Raw genomic sequence first — 23,753 nt, 5'->3', positions numbered from 1 at the left:
AAAGGATAGGATATGTCCGTTTTCTCATTGAAGATTGATATCGCCGATAACAAATTTTTCAACGGCGAAACATCACCGCTCTTTTCGCAAAGCCAGGCAAAACTGGCGCGCCAGTTCCACCAGAAAATTGCTGGCTATCGCCCAACACCGCTTTGCGCGCTGGACGATCTCGCAAACCTTTTTGGTGTGAAGAAAATTCTCGTTAAGGACGAATCAAAACGATTCGGTCTGAACGCCTTCAAAATGCTCGGCGGTGCGTACGCCATCGCTCAATTATTGTGCGAAAAATATCATCTTGATATCGAAACGCTGTCATTCGAGCATCTGAAAAATGCCATCGGCGAAAAAATGACATTCGCTACAACGACCGACGGCAACCACGGGCGCGGTGTTGCCTGGGCAGCACAGCAACTCGGTCAGAACGCGGTAATTTACATGCCGAAAGGTTCCGCTCAGGAACGCGTTGACGCCATTCTGAACCTCGGAGCCGAGTGCATCGTCACTGATATGAACTATGACGATACCGTTCGCCTGACCATGCAACACGCGCAGCAACACGGCTGGGAAGTGGTGCAAGATACTGCCTGGGAAGGTTACACCAAAATCCCAACCTGGATCATGCAAGGCTACGCAACCCTGGCAGATGAAGCCGTCGAGCAAATGCGTGAAATGGGCGTAACCCCGACGCACGTTCTGCTGCAAGCCGGTGTCGGTGCAATGGCCGGTGGTGTGCTGGGTTATCTGGTCGACGTCTATAGCCCGCAAAATCTGCACAGCATTATTGTTGAACCTGACAAAGCTGACTGTATTTATCGCTCCGGCGTCAAAGGCGACATCGTCAACGTTGGCGGTGATATGGCCACCATCATGGCGGGCCTGGCTTGCGGCGAACCTAACCCTCTGGGCTGGGAAATCTTACGTAACTGTGCCACCCAATTTATCTCCTGTCAGGACAGCGTTGCCGCATTAGGTATGCGTGTGCTGGGTAATCCGTACGGCAACGATCCACGCATCATTTCTGGTGAATCTGGCGCTGTCGGTTTGGGCGTTCTCGCGGCGGTTCATTATCACCCGCAACGTCAAAGCCTGATGGAAAAACTGGCGCTGAACAAAGATGCCGTCGTCCTGGTTATCAGCACCGAAGGCGACACCGACGTGAAGCACTACCGCGAAGTTGTCTGGGAAGGCAAACACGCTGTAGCACCTTAATCACCCTATTGGAACAACTCCCCGCCAAACGGGGAGTAAAAAATCTGGAGAAAAATAATGGCTAAGAATATTCCATTCAAACTGATTCTTGAAAAAGCAAAAGATTACCAGGCAGACATGACTCGCTTCCTGCGCGATATGGTTGCTATTCCCAGTGAAAGCTGCGACGAAAAACGTGTAGTACATCGTATTAAAGAAGAGATGGAAAAAGTCGGCTTCGATAAAGTTGAAATCGATCCGATGGGTAACGTTCTCGGCTATATCGGCCACGGTCCGCGTCTGGTTGCGATGGACGCTCACATCGACACCGTAGGCATTGGTAACATCAAAAACTGGGAATTCGACCCGTACGAAGGCATGGAAACCGACGAGCTGATCGGTGGCCGTGGTACTTCCGACCAGGAAGGCGGCATGGCATCAATGGTTTATGCCGGTAAGATCATTAAAGACCTCGGTCTGGAAGATGAATACACCTTGCTCGTTACCGGTACGGTACAGGAAGAAGACTGCGACGGTCTGTGCTGGCAGTACATTATTGAACAATCCGGCATTCGCCCGGAATTTGTGGTCAGTACCGAACCAACCGACTGCCAGGTATATCGTGGTCAGCGCGGTCGTATGGAAATTCGCATTGATGTTCAGGGCGTTAGCTGCCATGGTTCAGCACCAGAACGCGGTGATAACGCCATTTTCAAAATGGGTCCGATTCTTGGCGAATTACAAGAACTGTCCCAACGTCTGGGCTATGACGAATTCCTCGGCAAAGGTACTCTGACTGTTTCCGAAATTTTCTTCACCTCACCAAGTCGTTGCGCAGTAGCAGACAGCTGTGCCGTTTCCATCGACCGTCGCCTGACCTGGGGCGAAACCTGGGAAGGCGCGCTGGATGAAATCCGCGCCCTGCCTGCGGTACAGAAAGCCAATGCTGTCGTTTCTATGTACAACTACGACCGTCCGTCCTGGACTGGCCTGGTTTACCCAACCGAATGCTACTTCCCGACCTGGAAAGTGGAAGAAGATCATTTCACCGTTAAAACGCTGGTGAATGCCTACGAAGGTCTGTTTGGCAAAGCACCGGTCGTTGATAAGTGGACGTTCTCAACTAACGGCGTATCCATCATGGGCCGTCACGGCATTCCGGTCATCGGCTTTGGACCGGGTAAAGAACCTGAAGCACACGCGCCAAACGAAAAAACCTGGAAATCTCACCTGGTGACCTGTGCCGCTATGTACGCTGCAATCCCGTTAAGCTGGCTGGCAACAGAATAATTACTCTTCACCTATTTCCCTCCGGTTCGCCGGAGGGTTTTTTGGAGTTTGCTATGCGCGTATTGATCAAAAACGGCACTGTCGTTAACGCAGATGGACAAGCCAAACAGGACTTGCTGATTGAAAGCGGTATTGTCCGCCAGTTAGGCAAAGATATTTCGCCGCAACTCCCCTGTGAAGAAATTGATGCCACTGGCTGTTACGTTTTCCCTGGCGGCGTAGATGTCCATACACATTTCAATATTGATGTCGGCATCGCGCGCAGTTGTGATGATTTTTTTACCGGTACCCGCGCAGCCGCGTGTGGCGGTACAACAACCATTATTGATCATATGGGATTTGGCCCGAATGGCTGCCGATTACGCCATCAACTGGAAGTTTATCGTGGTTATGCCGCCCATAAAGCGGTCATCGACTACAGCTTCCACGGTGTTATCCAGCATATTAATCACGCCATCCTCGACGAAATTCCGATGATGGTCGAAGAAGGGCTGAGCAGTTTTAAACTCTATTTAACCTATCAATACAAACTCAACGATGATGAAGTCCTACAGGCATTACGCCGCCTGCATGAATCCGGCGCGCTGACCACTGTACACCCAGAAAATGACGCCGCAATCGCCAGTAAGCGAGCAGAGTTTATCGCAGCTGGGTTAACCGCGCCGCGCTACCACGCCTTGAGCCGACCTCTGGAATGCGAAGCCGAAGCCATCGCCAGAATGATTAACCTGGCACAAATTGCCGGTAACGCCCCGCTCTATATCGTGCACTTGTCTAACGGCTTAGGTCTGGATTATCTGCGCCTTGCTCGCGCGAATCACCAGCCAGTCTGGGTTGAAACCTGCCCGCAATATCTCCTGCTGGACGAACGCAGTTACGATACAGAAGATGGCATGAAGTTCATTCTTAGCCCACCGCTGCGCAACGCTCGCGAGCAGGACAAGCTGTGGTGTGGCATCAGCGATGGTGCGATTGACGTGGTGGCGACCGATCACTGCACCTTCTCGATGGCCCAGCGCCAGCAAATTTCTAAAGGCGATTTCAGCCGCTGCCCAAATGGCTTGCCCGGTGTGGAAAATCGCATGCAGTTGCTGTTCTCCAGTGGCGTAATGACGGGACGTATCACACCGGAGCGTTTTGTTGAATTAACCAGTGCGATGCCCGCAAGGCTGTTTGGCCTGTGGCCACAAAAAGGATTATTAGCACCCGGTTCCGATGGCGACGTAGTGATTATCGACCCACGCCAGAGCCAACAAATTCAGCATCGCCATCTCCACGACAACGCCGACTACTCTCCCTGGGAGGGCTTTACCTGTCAGGGCGCGATTGTCAGAACCTTATCCCGTGGTGAAACGATTTTCTGTGACGGCACCTTTACAGGCAAAGCCGGACGAGGACGTTTCCTGCGACGCAAACCGTTTGTCCCTCCCGTGCTCTAACCACTGCCAGGGATCTATACACAATCAAGAATGATGAGTGAGGAAAAATGAGTAAGAAAATTGTTCTCGCCCTCGGCGGGAATGCGCTGGGCGACGATCTGGCCGGACAAATGAAAGCGGTAAAAATTACGTCTCAGGCAATTGTTGATTTAATTGCCCAGGGACATGAAGTTATCGTCACTCATGGTAATGGACCGCAGGTAGGCATGATTAACCAGGCATTCGAAGCCGCTGCAAAAACTGAAGCGCATTCACCGATGCTGCCAATGTCTGTCTGTGTTGCGTTGAGTCAGGGATATATTGGTTACGATCTGCAAAACGCCTTAAGAGAAGAACTGCTTTCTCGTGGCATTAATAAACCCGTTGCAACGCTGGTTACCCAGGTCGAAGTCGACGCTAACGATCCGGCCTTCCTCAACCCAACCAAACCGATCGGTTCGTTCTTTACCGAGCAGGAAGCAGAGCAACTGACAAAACAGGGCTATACCCTGAAAGAAGATGCGGGTCGCGGCTATCGTCGTGTCGTTGCTTCGCCTAAGCCGGTAGATATTGTTGAAAAAGAGACAGTTAAAGCGCTGGTAGATGCAGGACAGGTTGTGATCACCGTTGGCGGTGGCGGTATTCCTGTGATTCGAGAAGGTAACCATCTGCGCGGCGCCAGTGCGGTTATCGATAAAGACTGGGCCAGCGCCCGTTTAGCAGAAATGATCGATGCCGATATGCTGATCATTCTGACTGCGGTAGAAAAAGTGGCGATTAACTTCGGTAAAGAGAATGAGCAGTGGCTCGATCGCCTGTCATTGGCCGATGCAGAACGCTTTATCGAAGAAGGGCATTTTGCAAAAGGTTCTATGCTGCCGAAAGTGGAAGCCGCCGCATCATTTGCCCGCTCTCGCGCAGGTCGCGAAGCACTGATTACCGTGTTGAGCAAAGCGAAAGAAGGGATTGAAGGCAAAACCGGAACGGTGATTTCTCAGTAATTTATTGGCCGGGTGGCGATGCTATTCGGCCAAAGATTGTTAACAAAGTGCGCGTTATTGATGCCGGATGCGGCGTGAACGCCTTACTCAGTCTATAAAACATCTAATATTCAATTAATTGCAAAGCACTTGTAGGCCTGATAAGCGCAGCGCATCAGGCAATTTAGCGTTTATCATCAGTCTCAAGGCCGGGCGGTAATACCATCCGGCCATTTTCATTTAAGCTACTTCCAGCACTTCTTTCGTCGCTTTAACGCCCTGATGCATCAACATCATTAACGCCTCAAGTACGCCACCACCAATCGCTCGGGCTTTGTCAGAAACGCTGGTGAAATCAGCCGTTTCACCACGAGGATCGATATCACCGATTTTAAAGCCACCGACCACCGCCAGCCCGTCGTTAAGTAAACCACGCACCATTCCCGCCAACGGCGCTTTTATTTCATGCTCGCCAATCCAGGCAATAACATCGCCCTCTTGCACCAGATCGCCTAACTTCACGTTGGAACGCATGATACCTGCCGCCGGAGCGCGAATAACTCGCCGGGTGGTATGCCCCATAATATTGCCAGGAACGCCAGTGTTCTCCTGTGCGCAACCTGAGTAAATAACCTGTCCCAACCAATGCCCACGATTTGTTTCAATCACTGCATGGCAATCTTTTCCTGCGGTAAAACCCGGCCCAAGCGCAATTGTCACCGGAGCCATATCCATACGCGTACCTAAATTCTGTTTCGCCAGAATAGCGTCCACCACACAAAGTGGTTTCAGCTCATCAAGCAGTAAACAGTCGGGGTCTACCATCACGGGAATAAATCCGCGCTCAGTCAGTTTCATCGCCTCTGCAGAGCTGGTTGCCAGTCGGGCGGTGACGCCTTCAACCGTCATTTCGTCATCGAACACGGCCTGGGCAAACGCCACGGTACAACGAATCACCGTCGGTTTTTCCACTTCCAGCATGATCACTTTAAAACCCGCATGATACAGACGTAGCGCCACACCACTGGCGATATCCCCCGCACCGCGAATCACCACCAGCTGGTGTCCGGAAGGATGAGAAGGTTTCATCATCAGCCCACCCGGCGCGTTATTTTTCACCTGTAATATTTCTGCCAGAACGCTGATAGCGATCTCCTGCGGCGTTTCCGCACCTATGTTGTAACCAACGGGCGCATGTAAACGGGCAATATGTTCTTCAGCCACGCCTTTCTCACGCAATTGACGCAAGAAAAGCTGAACCTTGCGGCGACTGGCCAGTAAACCCAGCCATGCAATGGGCTGTTCAATGAGTTTATCGAGGGCTTCACGATCCTGATTATTCGTGGCAATCAGGACAAAATTATCAGGGCGAATCTCCAGTGCTTCCACTGCTGCACCAAACGAATCGGCATGAACAAGCGCAGTTGATGGCGGGAAAAGTTCAGGATTCAGGCTTTCGCGATAAATATCGGCAACAGCAATATCAAACCCCAGCAGTGCTGCGCTTTGGGCTATCGCCCGGTTAACATGCCCCGCGCCGATCAACACCAGCCGGGGTCGCATACCATGTACGCTGATAAACACTGACATTGCGCCTCCGCAATCTGACCCGACGGCATCCGCGCCGTTACGCGCCATGCGACCATGGAATAATCGCGGCTTACGTTCCTGCAATGCCTGTAGTGACTCTTCAATCACCTTACGCTCAACCATTCCGCCACCAATTGTACCGACGATAGAACCATCGGCGCGCACTAACATTTGTGCAGAATGGCGGGGAGTAGAGCCTCGGCTATCTACAATTTGCGCCATCGCAAACGGACAATTTTGCTCTTCGAGTTTTGCAGCCTCTGTGAAAATATTCATACCAACCTCAATGGATATCCTTTCAGTAACCCGGAATATCCGGGCCGCTAATTCACAAATCTGCGCGCGATTGCAGGATGTTCTTGTATATCGCCCAGCCAGATTGCCTCTACGTCATGTTGTTGCAGCGGCTGAAGTAGCTCGCTTTGCGCAATCGCATTCTCACATTGAGAAAAACGGTTAATGAACCAGATTCGCCGACAGCCTTGCGGTACGTTTTTAAACGCGCCCTGCGGGTGACGAACCAGCGCAATGAGATCGCTCAGTTGCAAGGTCGTCCCTGACGTCAGCCCAGTAATATCGGCAAACTGCGACCAGCGATGGACATTTTCCGCACCAACTTTCGCGCCCAAAACATGCCCGCCCATCACAGCAATCACGCAGCAACTGCTTTTCGGTATGCAAGGTTCGTGCTCATCCGGCGCTTTTAACGGCATTCCACGTGAGCCATCTGCCTCAATGAGAATTACGTCACACTCTGGTCGTTGCACCAGTGCATCGATCGCTTCTGGCGTAAATCCCTGCACTTTTCCCTGGTTCGCTTTCCAGCGGTGAAAACAAAATGAAATGGGGGATGTAAGAGACGCATGAGGAAGCATGGCGGGATCACGGCAGAAAACCACGGGCCAGTGTGAATCTGGCATAAACATATGTGTGGTCGTAGTGATCAACACGCGCCTACCGATGGACTGAAATAACTGCGCCAGCCAAAAAAGCAGACTGGTTTTCCCCCCGGCGCCAACAACAGAAATCACAGTGGGGTGTTTCTGCGCGCCTAAATCAATGAATAACGCCGATGGGTCAATTATACTTTTCACGAGTCTTCATGGACCTCTCTGGGGTAAGTACGCATTAATCAGGGAGTAACACATTTCCAGGCGTTATTAGCCCATATAATAATGGAACCACTATGTCAGCCATCGACTGTATAATTACCGCGGCCGGATTATCATCAAGAATGGGGCAATGGAAAATGATGTTACCCTGGCAACAGGGAACAATTCTTGACGCGAGTATCAAAAATGCGTTGCAGTTTTGTAGCCGAATTATTTTAGTCACTGGTTATCGCGGTAATGAACTGCATAATCGCTACGCAAGCCATAGCAACATTACTATTATCTACAATCCAGATTATGCGCAGGGGTTACTGACTTCGGTAAAGGCCGCAGCGCCAGCGGTACAAACAGAACATTGTTTTCTCACTCATGGTGATATGCCAACCATCAATAGAGATATTTTCCTAAAAATCTGGAAGTTACGAAACAACGGAGCCATACTCCCGCTCCATAATGGTACACCTGGCCATCCGATTTTAGTGTCAAAATCCTGCCTGATGCAGGCGGTCAAACAACCCAATGTTACCCATATGCGCCAGGCATTACTCATGGGCGAACATTATTTCGTCGAAATGGAAAATGAAGAAATAATTTTAGATATAGATACTCCAAATGACTTTATTAATGCGCAAAAAAAGCATACTAAAATTTAGAAAAGCCAGTTAAACGATTGCGTTCAAATATTAAATCCACTCAGTACGTCTTTATCATAATGATACAGAATCACTGATTTTGAGAAATGAGAAAAAGTGATAAAACTCCTGACAACAATAATACCCAGGAGTGATTTTAATTCTCATTTGACACCTGTGAGATCATTCACAAAAGTCCCTTAAGTTTCGAGGCGCTTCACATTTTTTTATATTTCCTGGCGAACATGGCAAGAGTGGTGTGATTGTTGCTCTATCCCCCTAAACCACCGGATTTCTCAATACCGGTCACTCAATGATATCTGTGTAAGCTAAGGAGAGGGTTATGGGGGATATTATGCGTCCCATTCCGTTTGAGGAACTTTTGACGCGCATATTTGATGAATACCAACAACAACGCTCAATCTTTGGTATTCCCGAGCAACAGTTTTACTCACCCGCAAAAGGTAAATCTGTCGGTGTTTTCGGTGAAACCTGTGCGACACCAGTCGGCCCCGCCGCAGGTCCGCACACGCAACTCGCACAAAACATCGTCACTTCCTGGCTGACTGGCGGACGCTTCATCGAACTTAAAACAGTACAAATCCTCGATCGTCTGGAGCTGGAAAAGCCCTGTATCGACGCCGAAGACGAGTGTTTTAACACCGAATGGTCCACCGAATTTACCCTGCTTAAAGCGTGGGATGAATACCTCAAAGCCTGGTTCGCCCTGCATCTTCTCGAAGCTATGTTCCAGCCGTCCGAGTCCGGTAAATCATTCATCTTTAATATGAGCGTCGGTTACAACCTCGAAGGCATTAAACAACCACCCATGCAGCAGTTCATCGATAATATGATGGACGCGTCTGCACATCCGAAGTTTGCACAATACCGCGATACGCTTCATAAACTACTCCAGGATGACGCATTTTTAGCCCGCCACGGTTTGCAGGAAAAACGTGAAAGCTTGCTGGCCTTATCGGCACGTATCCCCACCAGCATGGTACAAGGAGTTACCCTCTCCACGATGCACGGCTGCCCTCCACATGAAATCGAAGCCATTTGCCGTTACATGCTGGAAGAAAAAGAGCTCAATACCTTCGTGAAACTCAACCCGACTTTATTGGGTTACGCGCGAGTGCGCGAGATTCTCGATAGCTGTGGTTTCGATTACATTGGCTTAAAAGAAGAGTCATTTGATCACGATCTCAAGCTAACCCAGGCGCTGGAAATGCTGGAACGCCTGATGGCGCTGGCGAAAGAAAAATCGCTCGGCTTTGGCGTCAAACTGACTAACACCCTCGGCACCATCAACAATAAAGGCGCACTGCCTGGCGAAGAGATGTATATGTCCGGGCGTGCGCTGTTCCCGCTCTCCATCAATGTCGCTGCAGTTCTTTCCCGCGCCTTTGACGGCAAACTGCCTATCTCTTATTCCGGTGGCGCCAGCCAGTTAACTATCCGCGATATTTTCGATACCGGTATTCGCCCGATAACCATGGCAACTGACCTGCTGAAACCTGGTGGCTATCTGCGCTTAAGCGCTTGCATGCGCGAACTGGAAGGGTCAGACGCCTGGGAGCTTAACCGTGTTGACGTCGAACGGCTAAACAGGCTGGCAGCAGATGCGCTAACTATGGAATACACCCAGAAACACTGGAAGCCAGAAGAGCGTATTGAAGTAGCAGAAGACCTGCCACTGACCGACTGCTACGTTGCCCCCTGTGTTACTGCTTGTGCCATCAAACAGGATATTCCGGAATATATTCGCCTGCTGGGCGAACATCGCTATGCCGACGCGCTGGAACTTATCTACCAACGCAACGCCCTGCCCGCGATTACCGGCCATATTTGCGATCACCAGTGCCAGTACAACTGTACTCGTCTGGATTACGACAGTGCGTTGAATATCCGCGAACTGAAAAAAGTCGCCCTGGAAAAAGGCTGGGATGAATATAAGCAACGCTGGCACAAACCAGCCGGTTCTGGTTCTCGTCATCCGGTTGCTGTAATTGGCGCCGGTCCGGCGGGTCTGGCTGCAGGTTACTTCCTTGCCAGAGCAGGCCATCCGGTCACGCTGTTTGAACGCGAAGCTAACGCGGGCGGCGTGGTGAAAAATATTATTCCTCAGTTCCGTATCCCGGCTGAGTTAATTCAGCACGATATCGATTTTGTTGCCGATCACGGCGTGAAATTTGAGTACGGTTGCTCGCCGGACCTGACCGTCGAACAGTTAAAAAATCAGGGCTTCCACTACGTTCTGATTGCCACAGGTACTGATAAAAATAGCGGTGTGAAACTGGCGGGCGACAACCAGAATGTCTGGAAATCTCTCCCCTTCCTGCGCGAGTACAACAAGGGTACTGCGCTCAAGCTTGGCAAACATGTGGTGGTTGTCGGGGCGGGTAACACCGCAATGGACTGCGCCCGTGCGGCATTACGCGTGCCTGGCGTTGAAAAAGCAACCGTCGTTTACCGTCGTTCACTGCAAGAGATGCCAGCATGGCGCGAAGAGTATGAAGAAGCACTGCACGATGGCGTGGAGTTCCGTTTCCTGAACAATCCTGAACGTTTCGATGCTGATGGCACCTTAACGTTGCGCGTCATGTCACTTGGCGAACCTGATGAGAAAGGTCGCCGCCGCCCGGTAGAAACCAACGAAACAGTAACACTGCACGTAGACAGTTTGATTACCGCCATTGGCGAACAACAGGATACTGAAGCCCTGAATGCGATGGGCGTGCCGCTGGACAACAACGGCTGGCCAGACGTCGACCATAACGGTGAAACCCGCCTGACTAATGTCTTTATGATCGGTGACGTACAGCGCGGACCTTCCTCCATTGTCGCGGCTGTCGGCACCGCGCGTCGGGCGACCGATGCCATTCTTAGCCGGGAAAATATCCGTTCTCACCAGAGCGATAAATACTGGAACAACGTCAACCCAGCGGAAATCTACCAACGTAAAGGCGATATCTCTGTCACCCAGGTCGACAGCGATGATCGTGACGCGTTTGTCGCTCAGGAAGCCGCCCGTTGTCTTGAATGTAACTACGTTTGCAGCAAGTGTGTGGATGTCTGCCCGAACCGCGCCAACGTGTCAATTGCGGTCCCTGGATTCCAGAACCGTTTCCAGACACTGCACCTGGACGCCTACTGCAACGAATGCGGCAACTGCGCCCAGTTCTGTCCGTGGAACGGTAAACCGTACAAAGACAAAATCACCGTCTTTAGCCTGTCGCAAGACTTTGATAACAGCAGCAACCCAGGCTTCCTGGTGGAAGATTGCCGAGTACGCGTGCGTCTGAATAACCAAAGCTGGGTGTTAAACATCGACAGCGAAGGTCAGTTCAACAACGTACCGCCAGAGCTGAACGATATGTGCCGCATCATTAGCCATGTCCACCAGCATCATCATTATCTGCTGGGCCGCGTGGAGGTGTAATCATGTTGATTCTGAAGAATGTCACCGCAGTACAGCTACACCCGGCGAAAGTGCAGGAAGGCGTCGATATCGCCATCGAAAATGATGTGATTATCGCTATCGGCAACGCCCTGACACGCCGCTACCCTGAAGCCAGCTACAAAGAGATGCATGGTCGGATTGTAATGCCGGGGATTGTCTGCTCGCACAACCATTTTTACTCGGGGCTTTCCCGCGGAATTATGGCAAACATCGCCCCCTGCCCGGACTTCATCTCGACGCTGAAAAACCTGTGGTGGCGGCTCGATCGCGCCCTTGATGAAGAATCTCTCTACTACAGCGGACTGATTTGTTCCCTGGAAGCGATTAAGAGCGGATGTACATCGGTTATCGATCACCATGCCTCTCCGGCGTATATCGGCGGGTCGCTCTCCACATTGCGCAACGCATTTTTAAAAGTTGGCCTGCGCGCGATGACCTGTTTTGAAACTACCGACCGTAACAACGGCATCAAAGAGCTGCAGGAAGGGGTAGAGGAAAATATCCGCTTCGCCCGTCAGATTGATGAGGCGAAGAAAGCGGCAACCGAGCCGTATCTGGTGGAAGCTCATATCGGTGCTCACGCGCCATTTACCGTGCCGGATGCCGGTCTGGAAATGCTGCGTGAAGCCGTGAAAGCCACAGGCCGTGGTTTGCATATTCACGCCGCTGAAGACCTTTACGACGTTTCTCACAGTCACCACTGGTACGGCAAAGACCTGCTGGTACGGCTGGAAGAATACGATCTCATCGACAGCAAAACGCTGGTTGCTCACGGACTTTATTTGTCGAAAGAAGATATTGCTCTGCTCAATCAGCGCGATGCATTCCTGGTGCATAACGCCCGTTCCAACATGAACAACCACGTCGGCTACAACCATCACCTTAGCGACATCCGCAATCTGGCGTTGGGAACCGACGGCATTGGTTCAGACATGTTTGAAGAGATGAAATTTGCCTTCTTTAAACATCGCGATGCGGGTGGTCCGCTATGGCCTGACAGTTTTGCCAAAGCCCTGACTAACGGCAACGAACTGATAAGCCGCAACTTTGGCGCGAAATTTGGCCTCCTGGAAGCCGGTTATAAAGCAGATTTAACCATTTGCGATTACAACTCGCCGACGCCGCTGCTGGCAGAAAATATTGCCGGACATATCGCCTTTGGTATGGGGTCAGGCAGCGTTCACAGCGTGATGGTCAACGGCGTGATGGTCTATGAAGATCGTCAGTTTAACTTCGATTGCGATTCCATTTATGCGCAAGCCAGAAAAGCCGCTGCCAGTATGTGGCGTCGTATGGATGCATTGGCATAAATGACAAAAACCCTCTTCCTTCCGGGAAGAGGGTTAAATAAGGAAAGAAGATGATTGAACAATTTTTCAGGCCCGACTCTGTCGAACAGGCGCTGGAACTGAAGCGCCGCTACCAGGATGAAGCCGTCTGGTTTGCCGGCGGCAGCAAACTTAACGCCACGCCAACCCGCACCGATAAAAAGATTGCCATTTCCTTACAGGATCTGGAACTGGACTGGGTTGACTGGGATAACGGCGCACTGCGTATTGGTGCAATGTCTCGCTTACAGCCACTGCGTGATGCGCGCTTTATTCCTGCGGCACTGCGCGAAGCACTCGGTTTTGTTTACTCTCGCCATGTTCGTAATCAGTCGACTATTGGTGGCGAAATCGCCGCCCAGCAGGAAGAATCAGTGTTGCTTCCCGTTCTGCTGGCTCTGGATGCTGAACTGGTTTTTGGCAATGGTGAAACACTGTCCATCGAAGAGTACCTGGCCTGCCCATGCGATCGCCTGCTAACCGAAATCATCATTAAAGATCCGTACCGCACCTGTGCGACTCGCAAAATTAGCCGTTCCCAGGCTGGATTAACGGTAGTGACGGCAGCCGTAGCGTTAACCGACCACGACGGTATGCGAATTGCGCTGGATGGCGTCACCAGTAAAGCACTGCGTCTGCACGATGTCGAAAAACAAAATCTGGAAGGCTATGCACTTGAACAGGCTGTCGCCAACGCCATTTTCCCGCAGGAAGATTTGCGGGGCAGCGTAGCCTATAAACGCTATATCACGGGAGTTCTGGTAGCCGACCTGTATGCCGACTGCCAACAGGCTGGGGAGGAAGCCGTATGAATATCCACTTTACTTTAAATGGTGCGCCCCAGGAGCTAAAGGCCAATCCTGGTGAGAATGTGCAAAAGCTGTTGTTTGGCATGGGTATGCACTCTGTGCGCAACAGTGATGATGGCTTCGGTTTTGCCGGTTCTGACGCGATTCTTTTTAACGGTAATATCCTTAACGCCTCCCTGTTGATAGCAGCACAGTTAGAAAACGCAGACATTCTCACCACTGAATCCTTAGGCAAATGGAATGAATTAAGTCTGGTTCAACAGGCAATGGTTGATGTCGGCGTGGTGCAGTCCGGTTATAACGATCCGGCTGCGGCTCTGATTATCACCGATCTTCTCGATCGCATCGCCACACCAACCCGCGAAGAGATCGACGACGCGCTTTCTGGTCTGTTCAGCCGCGATGCTGGCTGGCAGCAATACTACCAGGTCATTGAACTGGCGGTTGCACGTAAAAATAACCCACAGGCTACGATTGATATCGCCCCAACTTTCCGCGATGACCTTGAAGTTATTGGTAAACATTACCCGAAAACCGACGCTGCCAAAATGGTGCAGGCGAAACCCTGCTATGTTGAAGACCGCGTAACCGCTGACGCCTGCGTCATTAAAATGTTACGTAGCCCACACGCTCACGCACTGATTACTCATCTGGATGTCAGTAAAGCCGAGGCTTTACCGGGCGTTGTTCACGTTATTACTCACCTGAATTGCCCGGATATCTACTACACACCTGGTGGTCAGAGCGCACCGGAACCGTCACCGCTTGACCGCCGTATGTTCGGCAAGAAAATGCGTCACGTCGGCGATCGCGTGGCTGCGGTCGTCGCTGAAAGTGAAGAAATTGCGCTCGAAGCACTGAAGCTCATCGACGTTGAATATGAGGTGCTTAAGCCAGTAATGTCGATTGACGAGGCAATGGCGGAAGATGCGCCTGTCGTACACGATGAACCGGTGGTGTATGTTGCTGGTGCGCCAGATACTCTGGAAGACGATAACAGCCATGCAGCCCAGCGCGGCGAGCATATGATCATCAACTTCCCTATCGGTTCTCGCCCTCGCAAAAATATCGCCGCCAGTATTCATGGTCATATTGGTGATATGGACAAAGGCTTTGCCGACGCCGATGTGATCATTGAGCGGACCTATAACTCAACTCAGGCGCAGCAGTGCCCGACTGAAACACATATCTGCTTTACCCGAATGGATGGCGATCGGCTGGTTATTCATGCCTCCACCCAAGTACCGTGGCACTTACGCCGCCAGGTTGCGCGCCTTGTAGGCATGAAACAACATAAAGTTCATGTCATTAAAGAACGCGTAGGTGGCGGTTTTGGTTCTAAGCAAGACATCCTGCTGGAAGAAGTGTGCGCCTGGGCAACCTGCGTGACCGGACGTCCGGTACTGTTCCGCTACACCCGCGAAGAAGAGTTTATTGCTAACACCTCTCGTCACGTCGCGAAAGTTACCGTCAAACTGGGGGCCAAAAAAGATGGTCGCCTGACGGCAGTGAAGATGGATTTCCGCGCCAACACAGGTCCTTACGGCAACCACTCACTCACCGTACCGTGTAACGGACCGGCGCTGTCGCTGCCGTTATATCCGTGCGATAACGTCGATTTCCAGGTCACCACCTACTACAGCAACATCTGCCCAAATGGTGCTTATCAGGGTTATGGCGCACCGAAAGGTAACTTCGCTATCACTATGGCATTAGCAGAACTGGCTGAACAGTTGCAGATCGACCAGCTGGAAATTATCGAACGTAACCGGGTACACGAAGGGCAAGAGCTGAAGATTCTCGGCGCAATTGGCGAAGGTAAAGCGCCGACCTCCGTTCCTTCTGCTGCCAGCTGCGCACTGGAAGAGATCCTGCGTCAGGGGCGTGAGATGATCCAATGGTCTTCACCTAAAGCGCAGGAAGGTGACTGGTGCGTGGGTCGTGGCGTCGCCATTATTATGCAGAAATCAGGCATCCCTGATATCGATCAGGCTAACTGCATGATCAAACTGGAATCAGACGGTACATTTATCGTCCATTCTGGTGGTGCTGACATCGGTACGGGTCTGGATACTGTAGTAACTAAACTGGCGGCCGAAGTGCTGCATTGTCCACCGCAGGACGTGCATGTTATCTCCGGTGATACCGATCATGCGTTGTTTGATAAAGGCGCGTATGCCTCGTCCGGCACTTGCTTCTCAGGCAACGCCGCACGTATGGCAGCGGAAAATTTACGCGAGAAAATCCTTTTCCACGGCGCGCAAATGTTGGGGGAGCCATTGGAAGATGTTCAACTGGCAACGCCGGGCGTTGTGCGCGGCAAGAAAGGTGAAGTCAGTTTCGGGGATATTGCCCATAAAGGCGAAACCGGTACTGGCTTTGGTTCACTGGTGGGAACAGCCAGTTACATCACGCCTGATTTCGCCTTCCCGTATGGGGCAAACTTCGCTGAAGTGGCCGTCAATACACGTACCGGTGAAATCCGCCTGGATAAATTCTACGCCTTGCTGGACTGCGGTACACCGGTCAATCCAGAGTTAGCGTTGGGACAAATCTACGGTGCCACCCTGCGTGCTATCGGCCACAGTATGAGCGAAGAAATCATTTATGACGCCAAAGGACACCCGTTAACGCGTGATTTACGCAGTTACGGCGCACCGAAAATTGGTGACATTCCGCGTGATTTCCGTGCCGTGCTGGTACCGAGCGACGATAAAGTCGGCCCATTCGGGGCGAAATCGATATCGGAGATCGGCGTGAACGGTGCAGCACCGGCAATTGCTACCGCAATTCACGATGCTTGCGGCATTTGGTTACGCGAATGGCATTTCACACCGGAGAAAATACTCACCGCACTGAAAAAAATATAAATAATAAATGGCCGCTTCGGCGGCCAGTTTCCCTTGTATTAAAGATAACTAATTAGTAACTGCGAAAATGAGATAAGCCGTTCTCAAGGCGTCCTGCGCCCCAAATTCGTGGGAATTTATTTTACTGATTCAGATGATCAAATTTACTTTATAAAGGAGTGAAGGGATGTCTGATATGAACCATGCAGGTTCTGACCTTATATTTGAACTGGAGGATCGCCCTCCTTTTCATCAGGCTATCGTTGGTGCCATTACTCATCTATTGGCAATTTTCGTCCCAATGGTAACACCCGCGCTGATTGTGGGGGCGGCCTTACAACTTTCCGCAGAAACCACTGCCTACCTGGTTTCTATGGCGATGATCGCTTCTGGTATCGGTACCTGGTTGCAGGTAAATCGCTATGGAATTATAGGTTCAGGTTTACTCTCTATTCAGTCAGTCAATTTTTCATTTGTGACAGTCATGATTGCGCTGGGTAGCAGCATGAAAAGCGACGGTTTTCATGAAGAGTTAATCATGTCGTCACTCCTCGGCGTCTCCTTCGTTGGCGCCTTTCTGGTGGTCGGAGCCTCTTTTATTCTTCCTTATTTACGCAGAGTAATTACTCCCACTGTCAGTGGTATTGTTGTACTGATGATCGGCTTAAGCCTGATTAAAGTTGGCATTATTGATTTTGGCGGTGGTTTTGCCGCCAAGAGCAGTGGCACGTTCGGCAACTACGAGCACCTTGGCGTTGGTTTACTGGTGCTGATTGTGGTTATTGGCTTTAACTGTTGTCGCAGTCCGCTACTACGTATGGGCGGAATCGCCATTGGTTTGTGCGTGGGTTATGCGGTTTCATTATGCCTTGGCATGGTGGACTTCAGCAGTTTACGCAATCTCCCCCTCATTACTATTCCCCATCCTTTCAAATACGGATTTAATTTCAACCTCCATCAGTTCCTGGTGGTCGGCACCATTTATCTGCTTAGTGTACTGGAAGCAGTAGGGGATATCACCGCCACAGCAATGGTTTCCCGCCGCCCTATCCAGGGAGAAGAATATCAGTCACGCCTGAAAGGCGGCGTGCTGGCAGATGGTCTGGTTTCGGTTATCGCCTCCGCCGTCGGTTCACTACCATTAACCACGTTTGCACAAAATAACGGTGTTATTCAGATGACCGGTGTCGCCTCACGTTATGTCGGGCGAACCATCGCGGTAATGCTGGTTATCCTCGGATTATTTCCGGTGATCGGTGGCTTCTTCACCACTATTCCCTCGGCAGTTCTGGGTGGTGCAATGACGTTGATGTTTTCCATGATTGCCATTGCGGGTATCCGCATCATTATTACCAACGGATTAAAGCGCCGTGAAACACTTATTGTCGCCACTTCTTTAGGTTTAGGACTTGGTGTTTCTTATGACCCCGAAATTTTTAAAATATTACCCGCCTCAATATATGTATTAGTTGAAAATCCTATTTGTGCCGGAGGCCTAACTGCGATTTTATTAAATATTATCCTCCCTGGTGGCTACCGACAGGAAAACGTTCTGCTGGGTATTACCTCAGTGGAAGAAATGGATTAACAGTAAAGGAGTCAATGATGTCAGGGGAACACACGTTAAAAGCAGTACGAGGCAGTTTTATTGATGTCATCCGTACGGTCGATAATCCAGAAGAGATCGCTTCTGCGCTGCGATTTATTGAGGATGGTTTATTACTCATTAAACAGGGGAAAGTGGAATGGTTTGGTGAATGGGAACAGGGCAAGCATCAAATCCCGGACACCATTCGCGTCCGTGATTATCGTGGCAAACTGATTGTACCGGGCTTTGTCGATACGCATATCCATTATCCGCAGAGTGAAATGGTCGGTGCCTATGGCGAGCAGTTACTGGAATGGCTGAATAAACACACCTTCCCTACTGAGCGCCGTTATGAGGATTTAGAGTACGCCCGCGAAATGTCGGCGTTCTTCATCAAGCAGCTTTTACGTAACGGAACCACCACGGCGCTGGTGTTTGGTACCGTCCATCCGCAATCCGTTGATGCGCTGTTTGAAGCCGCCAGTCATATCAATATGCGCATGATTGCCGGTAAGGTGATGATGGACCGCAACGCACCGGATTATCTGCTCGATACTGCCGAAAGCAGCTATCACCAAAGCAAAGAATTGATCGAACGCTGGCACAAAAATGGTCGTCTGTTATATGCCATTACGCCACGCTTCGCACCAACATCTTCACCTGAACAGATGGCGATGGCACAACGCCTGAAAGAAGAGTATCCAGACACGTGGGTACATACCCATCTCTGTGAAAACAAAGATGAAATTGCCTGGGTGAAATCACTCTATCCTGAACATGATGGTTATCTGGATGTTTACCATCAGTACGGGCTGACAGGGAAAAACTGCGTCTTTGCTCACTGCGTCCATCTCGAAGAAAAAGAGTGGGATCGTCTCAGCGAAACCAAATCCAGCATCGCTTTCTGCCCAACCTCCAACCTTTACCTCGGCAGCGGCTTATTCAACTTGAAAAAAGCATGGCAGAAGAAAGTCAAAGTGGGCATGGGAACGGATATCGGTGCCGGAACAACTTTCAACATGCTGCAAACGCTGAACGAAGCCTACAAAGTGTTGCAATTACAAGGCTATCGCCTCTCGGCATATGAAGCGTTTTACCTGGCCACGCTCGGCGGAGCGAAATCTCTGGGCCTTGACGATTTGATTGGCAACTTTTTACCTGGCAAAGAGGCTGATTTCGTGGTGATGGAACCCACCGCCACGCCGCTACAGCAGCTGCGCTATGACAACTCTGTTTCTTTAGTCGACAAATTGTTCGTGATGATGACGTTGGGCGATGACCGTTCGATCTACCGCACCTACGTTGATGGTCGTCTGGTGTACGAACGCAACTAATAATAAAACCTTAAACATCCTCGTGAGGACATCATTATGTCTGGAGACATCCTACAAACACCGGACGCACCAAAGCCACAGGGCGCGCTGGATAGCTATTTTAAGATTACCGCTCGTGGCAGTACCGTTCGCCAGGAAGTTCTGGCAGGCTTAACCACATTTCTGGCGATGGTTTACTCCGTTATTGTCGTACCGGGAATGCTGGGTAAAGCAGGCTTTCCTCCCGCCGCGGTGTTTGTCGCCACCTGTCTGGTTGCGGGCTTCGGTTCCTTGCTGATGGGATTGTGGGCCAATTTGCCAATGGCGATCGGCTGCGCCATCTCCTTGACGGCATTTACCGCATTCAGTCTGGTTCTCGGACAACAAATTAGCGTTCCTGTCGCACTGGGCGCGGTCTTCCTGATGGGCCTCATCTTCACCGCCATCTCCGTAACCGGTATACGAACCTGGATCTTACGCAATTTACCAATGGGTATCGCCCACGGAACAGGCATCGGTATCGGCCTGTTCCTGCTGCTGATTGCAGCTAACGGCGTTGGTATGGTTATCAAAAACCCGATTGAAGGTTTACCGGTAGCGCTCGGGGCATTTACCTCTTTCCCTGTGATGATGAGCTTGCTGGGATTAGCGGTAATTTTTGGTCTGGAGAAGTGCCGCGTACCTGGAGGGATCTTACTGGTAATTATCGCCATCTCGATAATCGGCTTAATCTTTGATCCCGCGGTGAAATACCACGGTCTGGTGGCGATGCCGAGCCTGACTGGAGAAGATGGTAAGTCGCTAATTTTCAGCCTCGACATTATGGGTGCACTCCAACCAACAGTTCTCCCGAGTGTACTGGCACTGGTGATGACCGCCGTATTTGATGCCACCGGCACCATCCGCGCAGTAGCCGGTCAGGCGAATCTCCTGGATAAAGACAACCAGATAATCAACGGTGGTAAAGCCCTGACCAGCGATTCCGTCAGCTCGATATTTTCTGGGCTGGTGGGTGCTGCGCCTGCGGCGGTCTATATCGAATCTGCTGCAGGAACCGCAGCGGGTGGCAAAACAGGTCTGACAGCGACTATTGTTGGCTTACTGTTCCTGTTGATTCTGTTTTTATCACCGTTATCGTTTCTGATCCCCGGTTATGCCACAGCTCCCGCACTGATGTACGTGGGTCTGCTGATGCTAAGTAACGTCTCAAAACTAGACTTCAATGACTTTATTGATGCGATGGCGGGCCTGGTTTGCGCTGTCTTTATCGTCCTGACCTGTAATATCGTCACCGGCATTATGCTGGGCTTTGTAACTCTCGTAGTGGGTCGTGTTTTTGCTCGCGAATGGAACAAACTCAATATTGGTACTGTCATCATAACTGTCGCCCTGGTCGCGTTTTACGCGGGTGGCTGGGCTATCTAGAAGAACCTCCGCGCCATACAGCGCGGAGTTTTGTCAGAGTGGATTCTTGCCGCTGGCAGCAATACGCTGCAGGCGGACTCGCCTGAGTTCTCCTTCGGTTAACAACTGCAACGCCTGCGTCGGGCAAGATGCAACGCAAGCCGGTCCCTCTTCCCGCTGTTCACAAAGGTCACATTTCACGATTTCTGGCCGCACATTTCCCGGCCACATTTGAATTGTGATCATCCCAAACGGACACGCGCTGACGCAACTCTGGCAGCCGATACAACGGGCAGAATTTGCCTGCACCACCTGCTCACCCATCGTCAGCGCCTGCACGGGGCAGGCCCCAACGCAAGGCGCGTTTTCGCACTGGTGACACATCACCGGAGCACTAATTCGATCCAAACGCTGCACCTTTAAGCGAGGCAAAAAGAAGCTGGTATTTAAAGTCTGCTCTGACGGATGGGCGACAACACAGGCTACTTCACAAGTACGGCAGCCAATACAGTCAGCCGGATTAACGATAATTAACGATTTCATCACGATGCCTTCGTATCAAACAGAGTTAACATATCGCGCGCTGCCTGCCTTCCTGCGGCCATTGCAGTGACAACCAGATCCGCGCCATGAACCGCATCACCACCAGCAAAGACTTTTTTCAGATGCGTCTGGGTAGGTAAATACCCGACGTCACCGGTTTGAATCAGGCCCCATTTATCGAGTTTTATTCCACTCCCCTGTAACCACGGCATTACATGTGCCTGAAAACCAAACGCCATAATCAGAACATCGGCGGGCAGTTCAAACTCAGAGCCCGCCACCGGACGTGGACGACGGCGCCCATCTGGTCCCGGCTCTCCCATTGCGGTACGAATCAGGCCCACCGCAGTTAAACGCCCATCATCGTCACAAGCAATATATTGCGGCTGAACATTGAACTGAAACTCAACGCCTTCCTCGCGCGCGTTGACTACCTCTTTACGCGAACCGGGCATACTGACTTCATCACGGCGATACGCGCAGGTCACGCTGGCAGCATTGAGGCGGATGGAAGTGCGCAAACAATCCATTGTCGTATCGCCGCCACCTAAAACCACGACGCGTTTACCTTCAACATCCGTCAGCGGATACTCTTCAGACTCCGGCAGTCCCATAAGCTGGCGGGTATGGGCAGTCAGGAACGGGAGCGCCTGAATGACGCCCGGCGCATCTTCATGCGGCAGATCTGCACGCATCATGCCGTAAGTCCCCACGCCGAGGAAAACAGCATCGTATTCCGCCGTTAATTCGTTGAAAGAGATATCACGGCCAATTTCACAATTGAGATGAAAGTCGATTCCCATTGCGGTGAATATCTCCCGCCGCTGGCTTAATACCATTTTATCGAGCTTGAACGGAGGAATGCCAAAAGTCAGCATACCGCCAATTTCTGGATGGCGATCAAAGACATCAACATGAACACCCGCCCTCGCCAGAATGTCGGCACATCCCAGTCCCGCGGGTCCTGCGCCAATCACCGCCACTTTTTCTATGCGGGGAACAACCTGGCTGACATCAGGACGCCAGCCCATCGCCAGCGCAGTATCAGTAATATAGCGTTCCAGATTACCGATAGAGACTGCGCCAGAGTGATCTTTTAAAGTACATGCGCCTTCACAAAGCCGGTCCTGCGGACATACCCTACCGCAAATTTCCGGTAATGAACTGGTCTGGTGGCAGAGTTCTGCCGCTTCAATAATCTTCCCTTCCTGCACCAGGCGGACGTAATCAGGGATAGCGTTATGCAGCGGGCAATGCCAGTTACAGTTGGCTTTTTCTGCGCAATAGACACAACGGTCGCTTTCATACGCCGCTTGTTTTTGATCAAGGCCGCAATAAATTTCGCCAAAGTGGGTCTTCCGCTCGCTTGCTGTAACTTTATCCGCCCCTTTGCGTGGAGTGACAGGGAGCAATGCCTCGCGACGCGATGATTGTGGTTTTTCCGATGCTTTTCCCTCCGCCGTCCTGCGCTGTCGCAGCGTTTTCATCTGCTGCAAGCCGTTCTCATCCATCAGCCGCAACGCCTGGGTTGGGCAGACTTCAATACAGGCTTGCGCGCCGGAATTGCGCTGGTTACAAAGGTCACATTTCTGCGCAATAGCATCGACCATCTCAATTACCCCAAAGGGGCAAGCGATTGCGCATCTTTTACAACCAATGCATTTTTGTTCGTCCAGTTGCACGCTATCGGGCTGGAAAGTCAGGGCATTTACCGGGCAAGCCGTAACGCAGGGGGCATTGTTGCAATGATGGCAAGCCACTGGATTTGCAGCCAGACCTTTCCCAACAACGTGGATACGGGGTCGAAAATCACCATGACTCTGCGGCCAGTTTTCTTGATTATGAGCCACCGCACAGGCAATTTCACAGGCATGACAGCCTATACATTCCGCAGCATCAGCAGCGATAAACTTGTTCATTTGCATCCCTTTCATTTGATGAGTTATGTCTTCTCAAATGTCGCAATGCAATAAACGGGCATATATGAGGAAACGAGTCAGTTTTAATTATAATTTTGTGAGAGATATCAAATTATCGCCCCTCAATCTGTGCCGTTTTCAAGATTTAAACATCGCCGTTCAAAAAAATGCCATCCGGATAAAAAGTATTAAATACGAGAGTGCGACATGCCAGAATGATTAATGAAATATCAATATGAGAAAATTAAAGATAATTTCATTGTCTATTTTTATTCTCATTTTCTCGGTTTAATCCCGATTATGTGATTGCCCCCGCATTTCCATCTT

The 23,753-nt window shown here is 50.9% G+C and carries 16 protein-coding genes; 12 read left to right on the top strand and 4 right to left on the bottom strand.

Annotated features, from left to right (window positions below):
* Positions 1-12 precede the first annotated feature (12 nt).
* Genes dpaL through arcC form a run of 4 tightly spaced genes read left to right on the top strand, consistent with a single transcriptional unit; the run spans position 13 to position 4,897 of the window.
* Positions 13-1,209: a diaminopropionate ammonia-lyase gene (gene dpaL / locus AACU94_RS01815; protein WP_000110493.1), complete on the top strand. Its 1,197-nt coding sequence runs from the start codon at positions 13-15 to the stop codon at positions 1,207-1,209.
* Between the two features lie 57 nt (positions 1,210-1,266).
* Positions 1,267-2,478 (top strand): YgeY family selenium metabolism-linked hydrolase, encoded by a 1,212-nt coding sequence (locus tag AACU94_RS01810; protein WP_064529812.1) that lies wholly within the window; start codon positions 1,267-1,269, stop codon positions 2,476-2,478.
* 53 nt (positions 2,479-2,531) lie between these two features.
* The gene (gene hyuA / locus AACU94_RS01805) at positions 2,532-3,917 is read left to right on the top strand and encodes a D-phenylhydantoinase (RefSeq protein WP_135385562.1); all 1,386 of its coding nucleotides are present in this window, start codon (positions 2,532-2,534) and stop codon (positions 3,915-3,917) included.
* A gap of 47 nt (positions 3,918-3,964) precedes the next feature.
* Positions 3,965-4,897, top strand: a complete 933-nt coding sequence (gene arcC, locus AACU94_RS01800) for a carbamate kinase (RefSeq protein ID WP_130207792.1) — start codon at positions 3,965-3,967, stop codon at positions 4,895-4,897.
* Between the two features lie 219 nt (positions 4,898-5,116).
* On the opposite strand, the gene yqeB is transcribed toward arcC, so the two are convergent.
* Both yqeB and yqeC read right to left on the bottom strand, forming a co-directional pair.
* A complete protein-coding gene (gene yqeB / locus AACU94_RS01795) occupies positions 5,117-6,742 on the bottom strand; it encodes a selenium-dependent molybdenum cofactor biosynthesis protein YqeB (protein ID WP_135385560.1) in 1,626 nt (541 codons plus the stop codon).
* Between the two features lie 47 nt (positions 6,743-6,789).
* Positions 6,790-7,560 carry a selenium cofactor biosynthesis protein YqeC gene (gene yqeC, locus AACU94_RS01790; protein ID WP_130217920.1) on the bottom strand — a complete coding sequence of 257 codons (771 nt, stop codon included), beginning with the start codon at positions 7,558-7,560 and terminating at the stop codon, positions 6,790-6,792.
* A gap of 92 nt (positions 7,561-7,652) precedes the next feature.
* Here yqeC and mocA point away from each other — a divergent pair, with 92 nt between their 5' ends.
* From mocA to ghxQ, 8 genes are all read left to right on the top strand, one after another.
* A complete protein-coding gene (gene mocA, locus AACU94_RS01785) occupies positions 7,653-8,231 on the top strand; it encodes a molybdenum cofactor cytidylyltransferase (RefSeq protein ID WP_135488823.1) in 579 nt (192 codons plus the stop codon).
* A 322-nt stretch (positions 8,232-8,553) separates the two neighbouring features.
* Positions 8,554-11,652: a putative selenate reductase subunit YgfK gene (ygfK, locus tag AACU94_RS01780; protein ID WP_135488822.1), complete on the top strand. Its 3,099-nt coding sequence runs from the start codon at positions 8,554-8,556 to the stop codon at positions 11,650-11,652.
* Positions 11,653-11,654: 2 nt separating this feature from the next.
* Positions 11,655-12,983, top strand: a complete 1,329-nt coding sequence (gene ssnA, locus AACU94_RS01775) for a putative aminohydrolase SsnA (protein ID WP_135488821.1) — start codon at positions 11,655-11,657, stop codon at positions 12,981-12,983.
* A gap of 50 nt (positions 12,984-13,033) precedes the next feature.
* Positions 13,034-13,813 carry a molybdopterin-dependent oxidoreductase FAD-binding subunit gene (gene ygfM / locus AACU94_RS01770; protein ID WP_130259390.1) on the top strand — a complete coding sequence of 260 codons (780 nt, stop codon included), beginning with the start codon at positions 13,034-13,036 and terminating at the stop codon, positions 13,811-13,813.
* Positions 13,810-16,680, top strand: a complete 2,871-nt coding sequence (locus AACU94_RS01765) for a molybdopterin-dependent oxidoreductase Mo/Fe-S-binding subunit (protein ID WP_130221468.1) — start codon at positions 13,810-13,812, stop codon at positions 16,678-16,680. Before ygfM ends, AACU94_RS01765 begins: the two co-directional genes overlap by 4 nt.
* Before the next feature lie 166 nt (positions 16,681-16,846).
* Positions 16,847-18,247 carry a xanthine/proton symporter XanQ gene (xanQ, locus tag AACU94_RS01760; RefSeq protein ID WP_135488820.1) on the top strand — a complete coding sequence of 467 codons (1,401 nt, stop codon included), beginning with the start codon at positions 16,847-16,849 and terminating at the stop codon, positions 18,245-18,247.
* Between the two features lie 17 nt (positions 18,248-18,264).
* Complete coding sequence (gene guaD, locus AACU94_RS01755; protein ID WP_135488891.1) at positions 18,265-19,581, top strand: guanine deaminase; 1,317 nt, start codon at positions 18,265-18,267, stop codon at positions 19,579-19,581.
* Between the two features lie 36 nt (positions 19,582-19,617).
* Entirely contained in the window at positions 19,618-20,985 is a 1,368-nt protein-coding gene (ghxQ, locus tag AACU94_RS01750) for a guanine/hypoxanthine transporter GhxQ (protein ID WP_130258063.1), read from the top strand.
* 33 nt (positions 20,986-21,018) lie between these two features.
* On the opposite strand, the gene AACU94_RS01745 is transcribed toward ghxQ, so the two are convergent.
* Positions 21,019-21,507 carry a 4Fe-4S dicluster domain-containing protein gene (locus tag AACU94_RS01745; protein ID WP_135405584.1) on the bottom strand — a complete coding sequence of 163 codons (489 nt, stop codon included), beginning with the start codon at positions 21,505-21,507 and terminating at the stop codon, positions 21,019-21,021.
* The gene (gene ygfT, locus AACU94_RS01740; RefSeq protein ID WP_135488819.1) at positions 21,507-23,426 is read right to left on the bottom strand and encodes a formate-dependent uric acid utilization protein YgfT; all 1,920 of its coding nucleotides are present in this window, start codon (positions 23,424-23,426) and stop codon (positions 21,507-21,509) included. The genes AACU94_RS01745 and ygfT overlap by 1 nt, the downstream gene beginning before the upstream one ends.
* Positions 23,427-23,753 lie beyond the last annotated feature (327 nt).

Source organism: Escherichia sp. E4702, from assembly GCF_963883545.1.
GTDB lineage: Bacteria > Pseudomonadota > Gammaproteobacteria > Enterobacterales > Enterobacteriaceae > Escherichia.
Note: the sequence above shows the minus strand (reverse complement) of the source record. Positions and strands in the feature narration are given on the sequence as shown.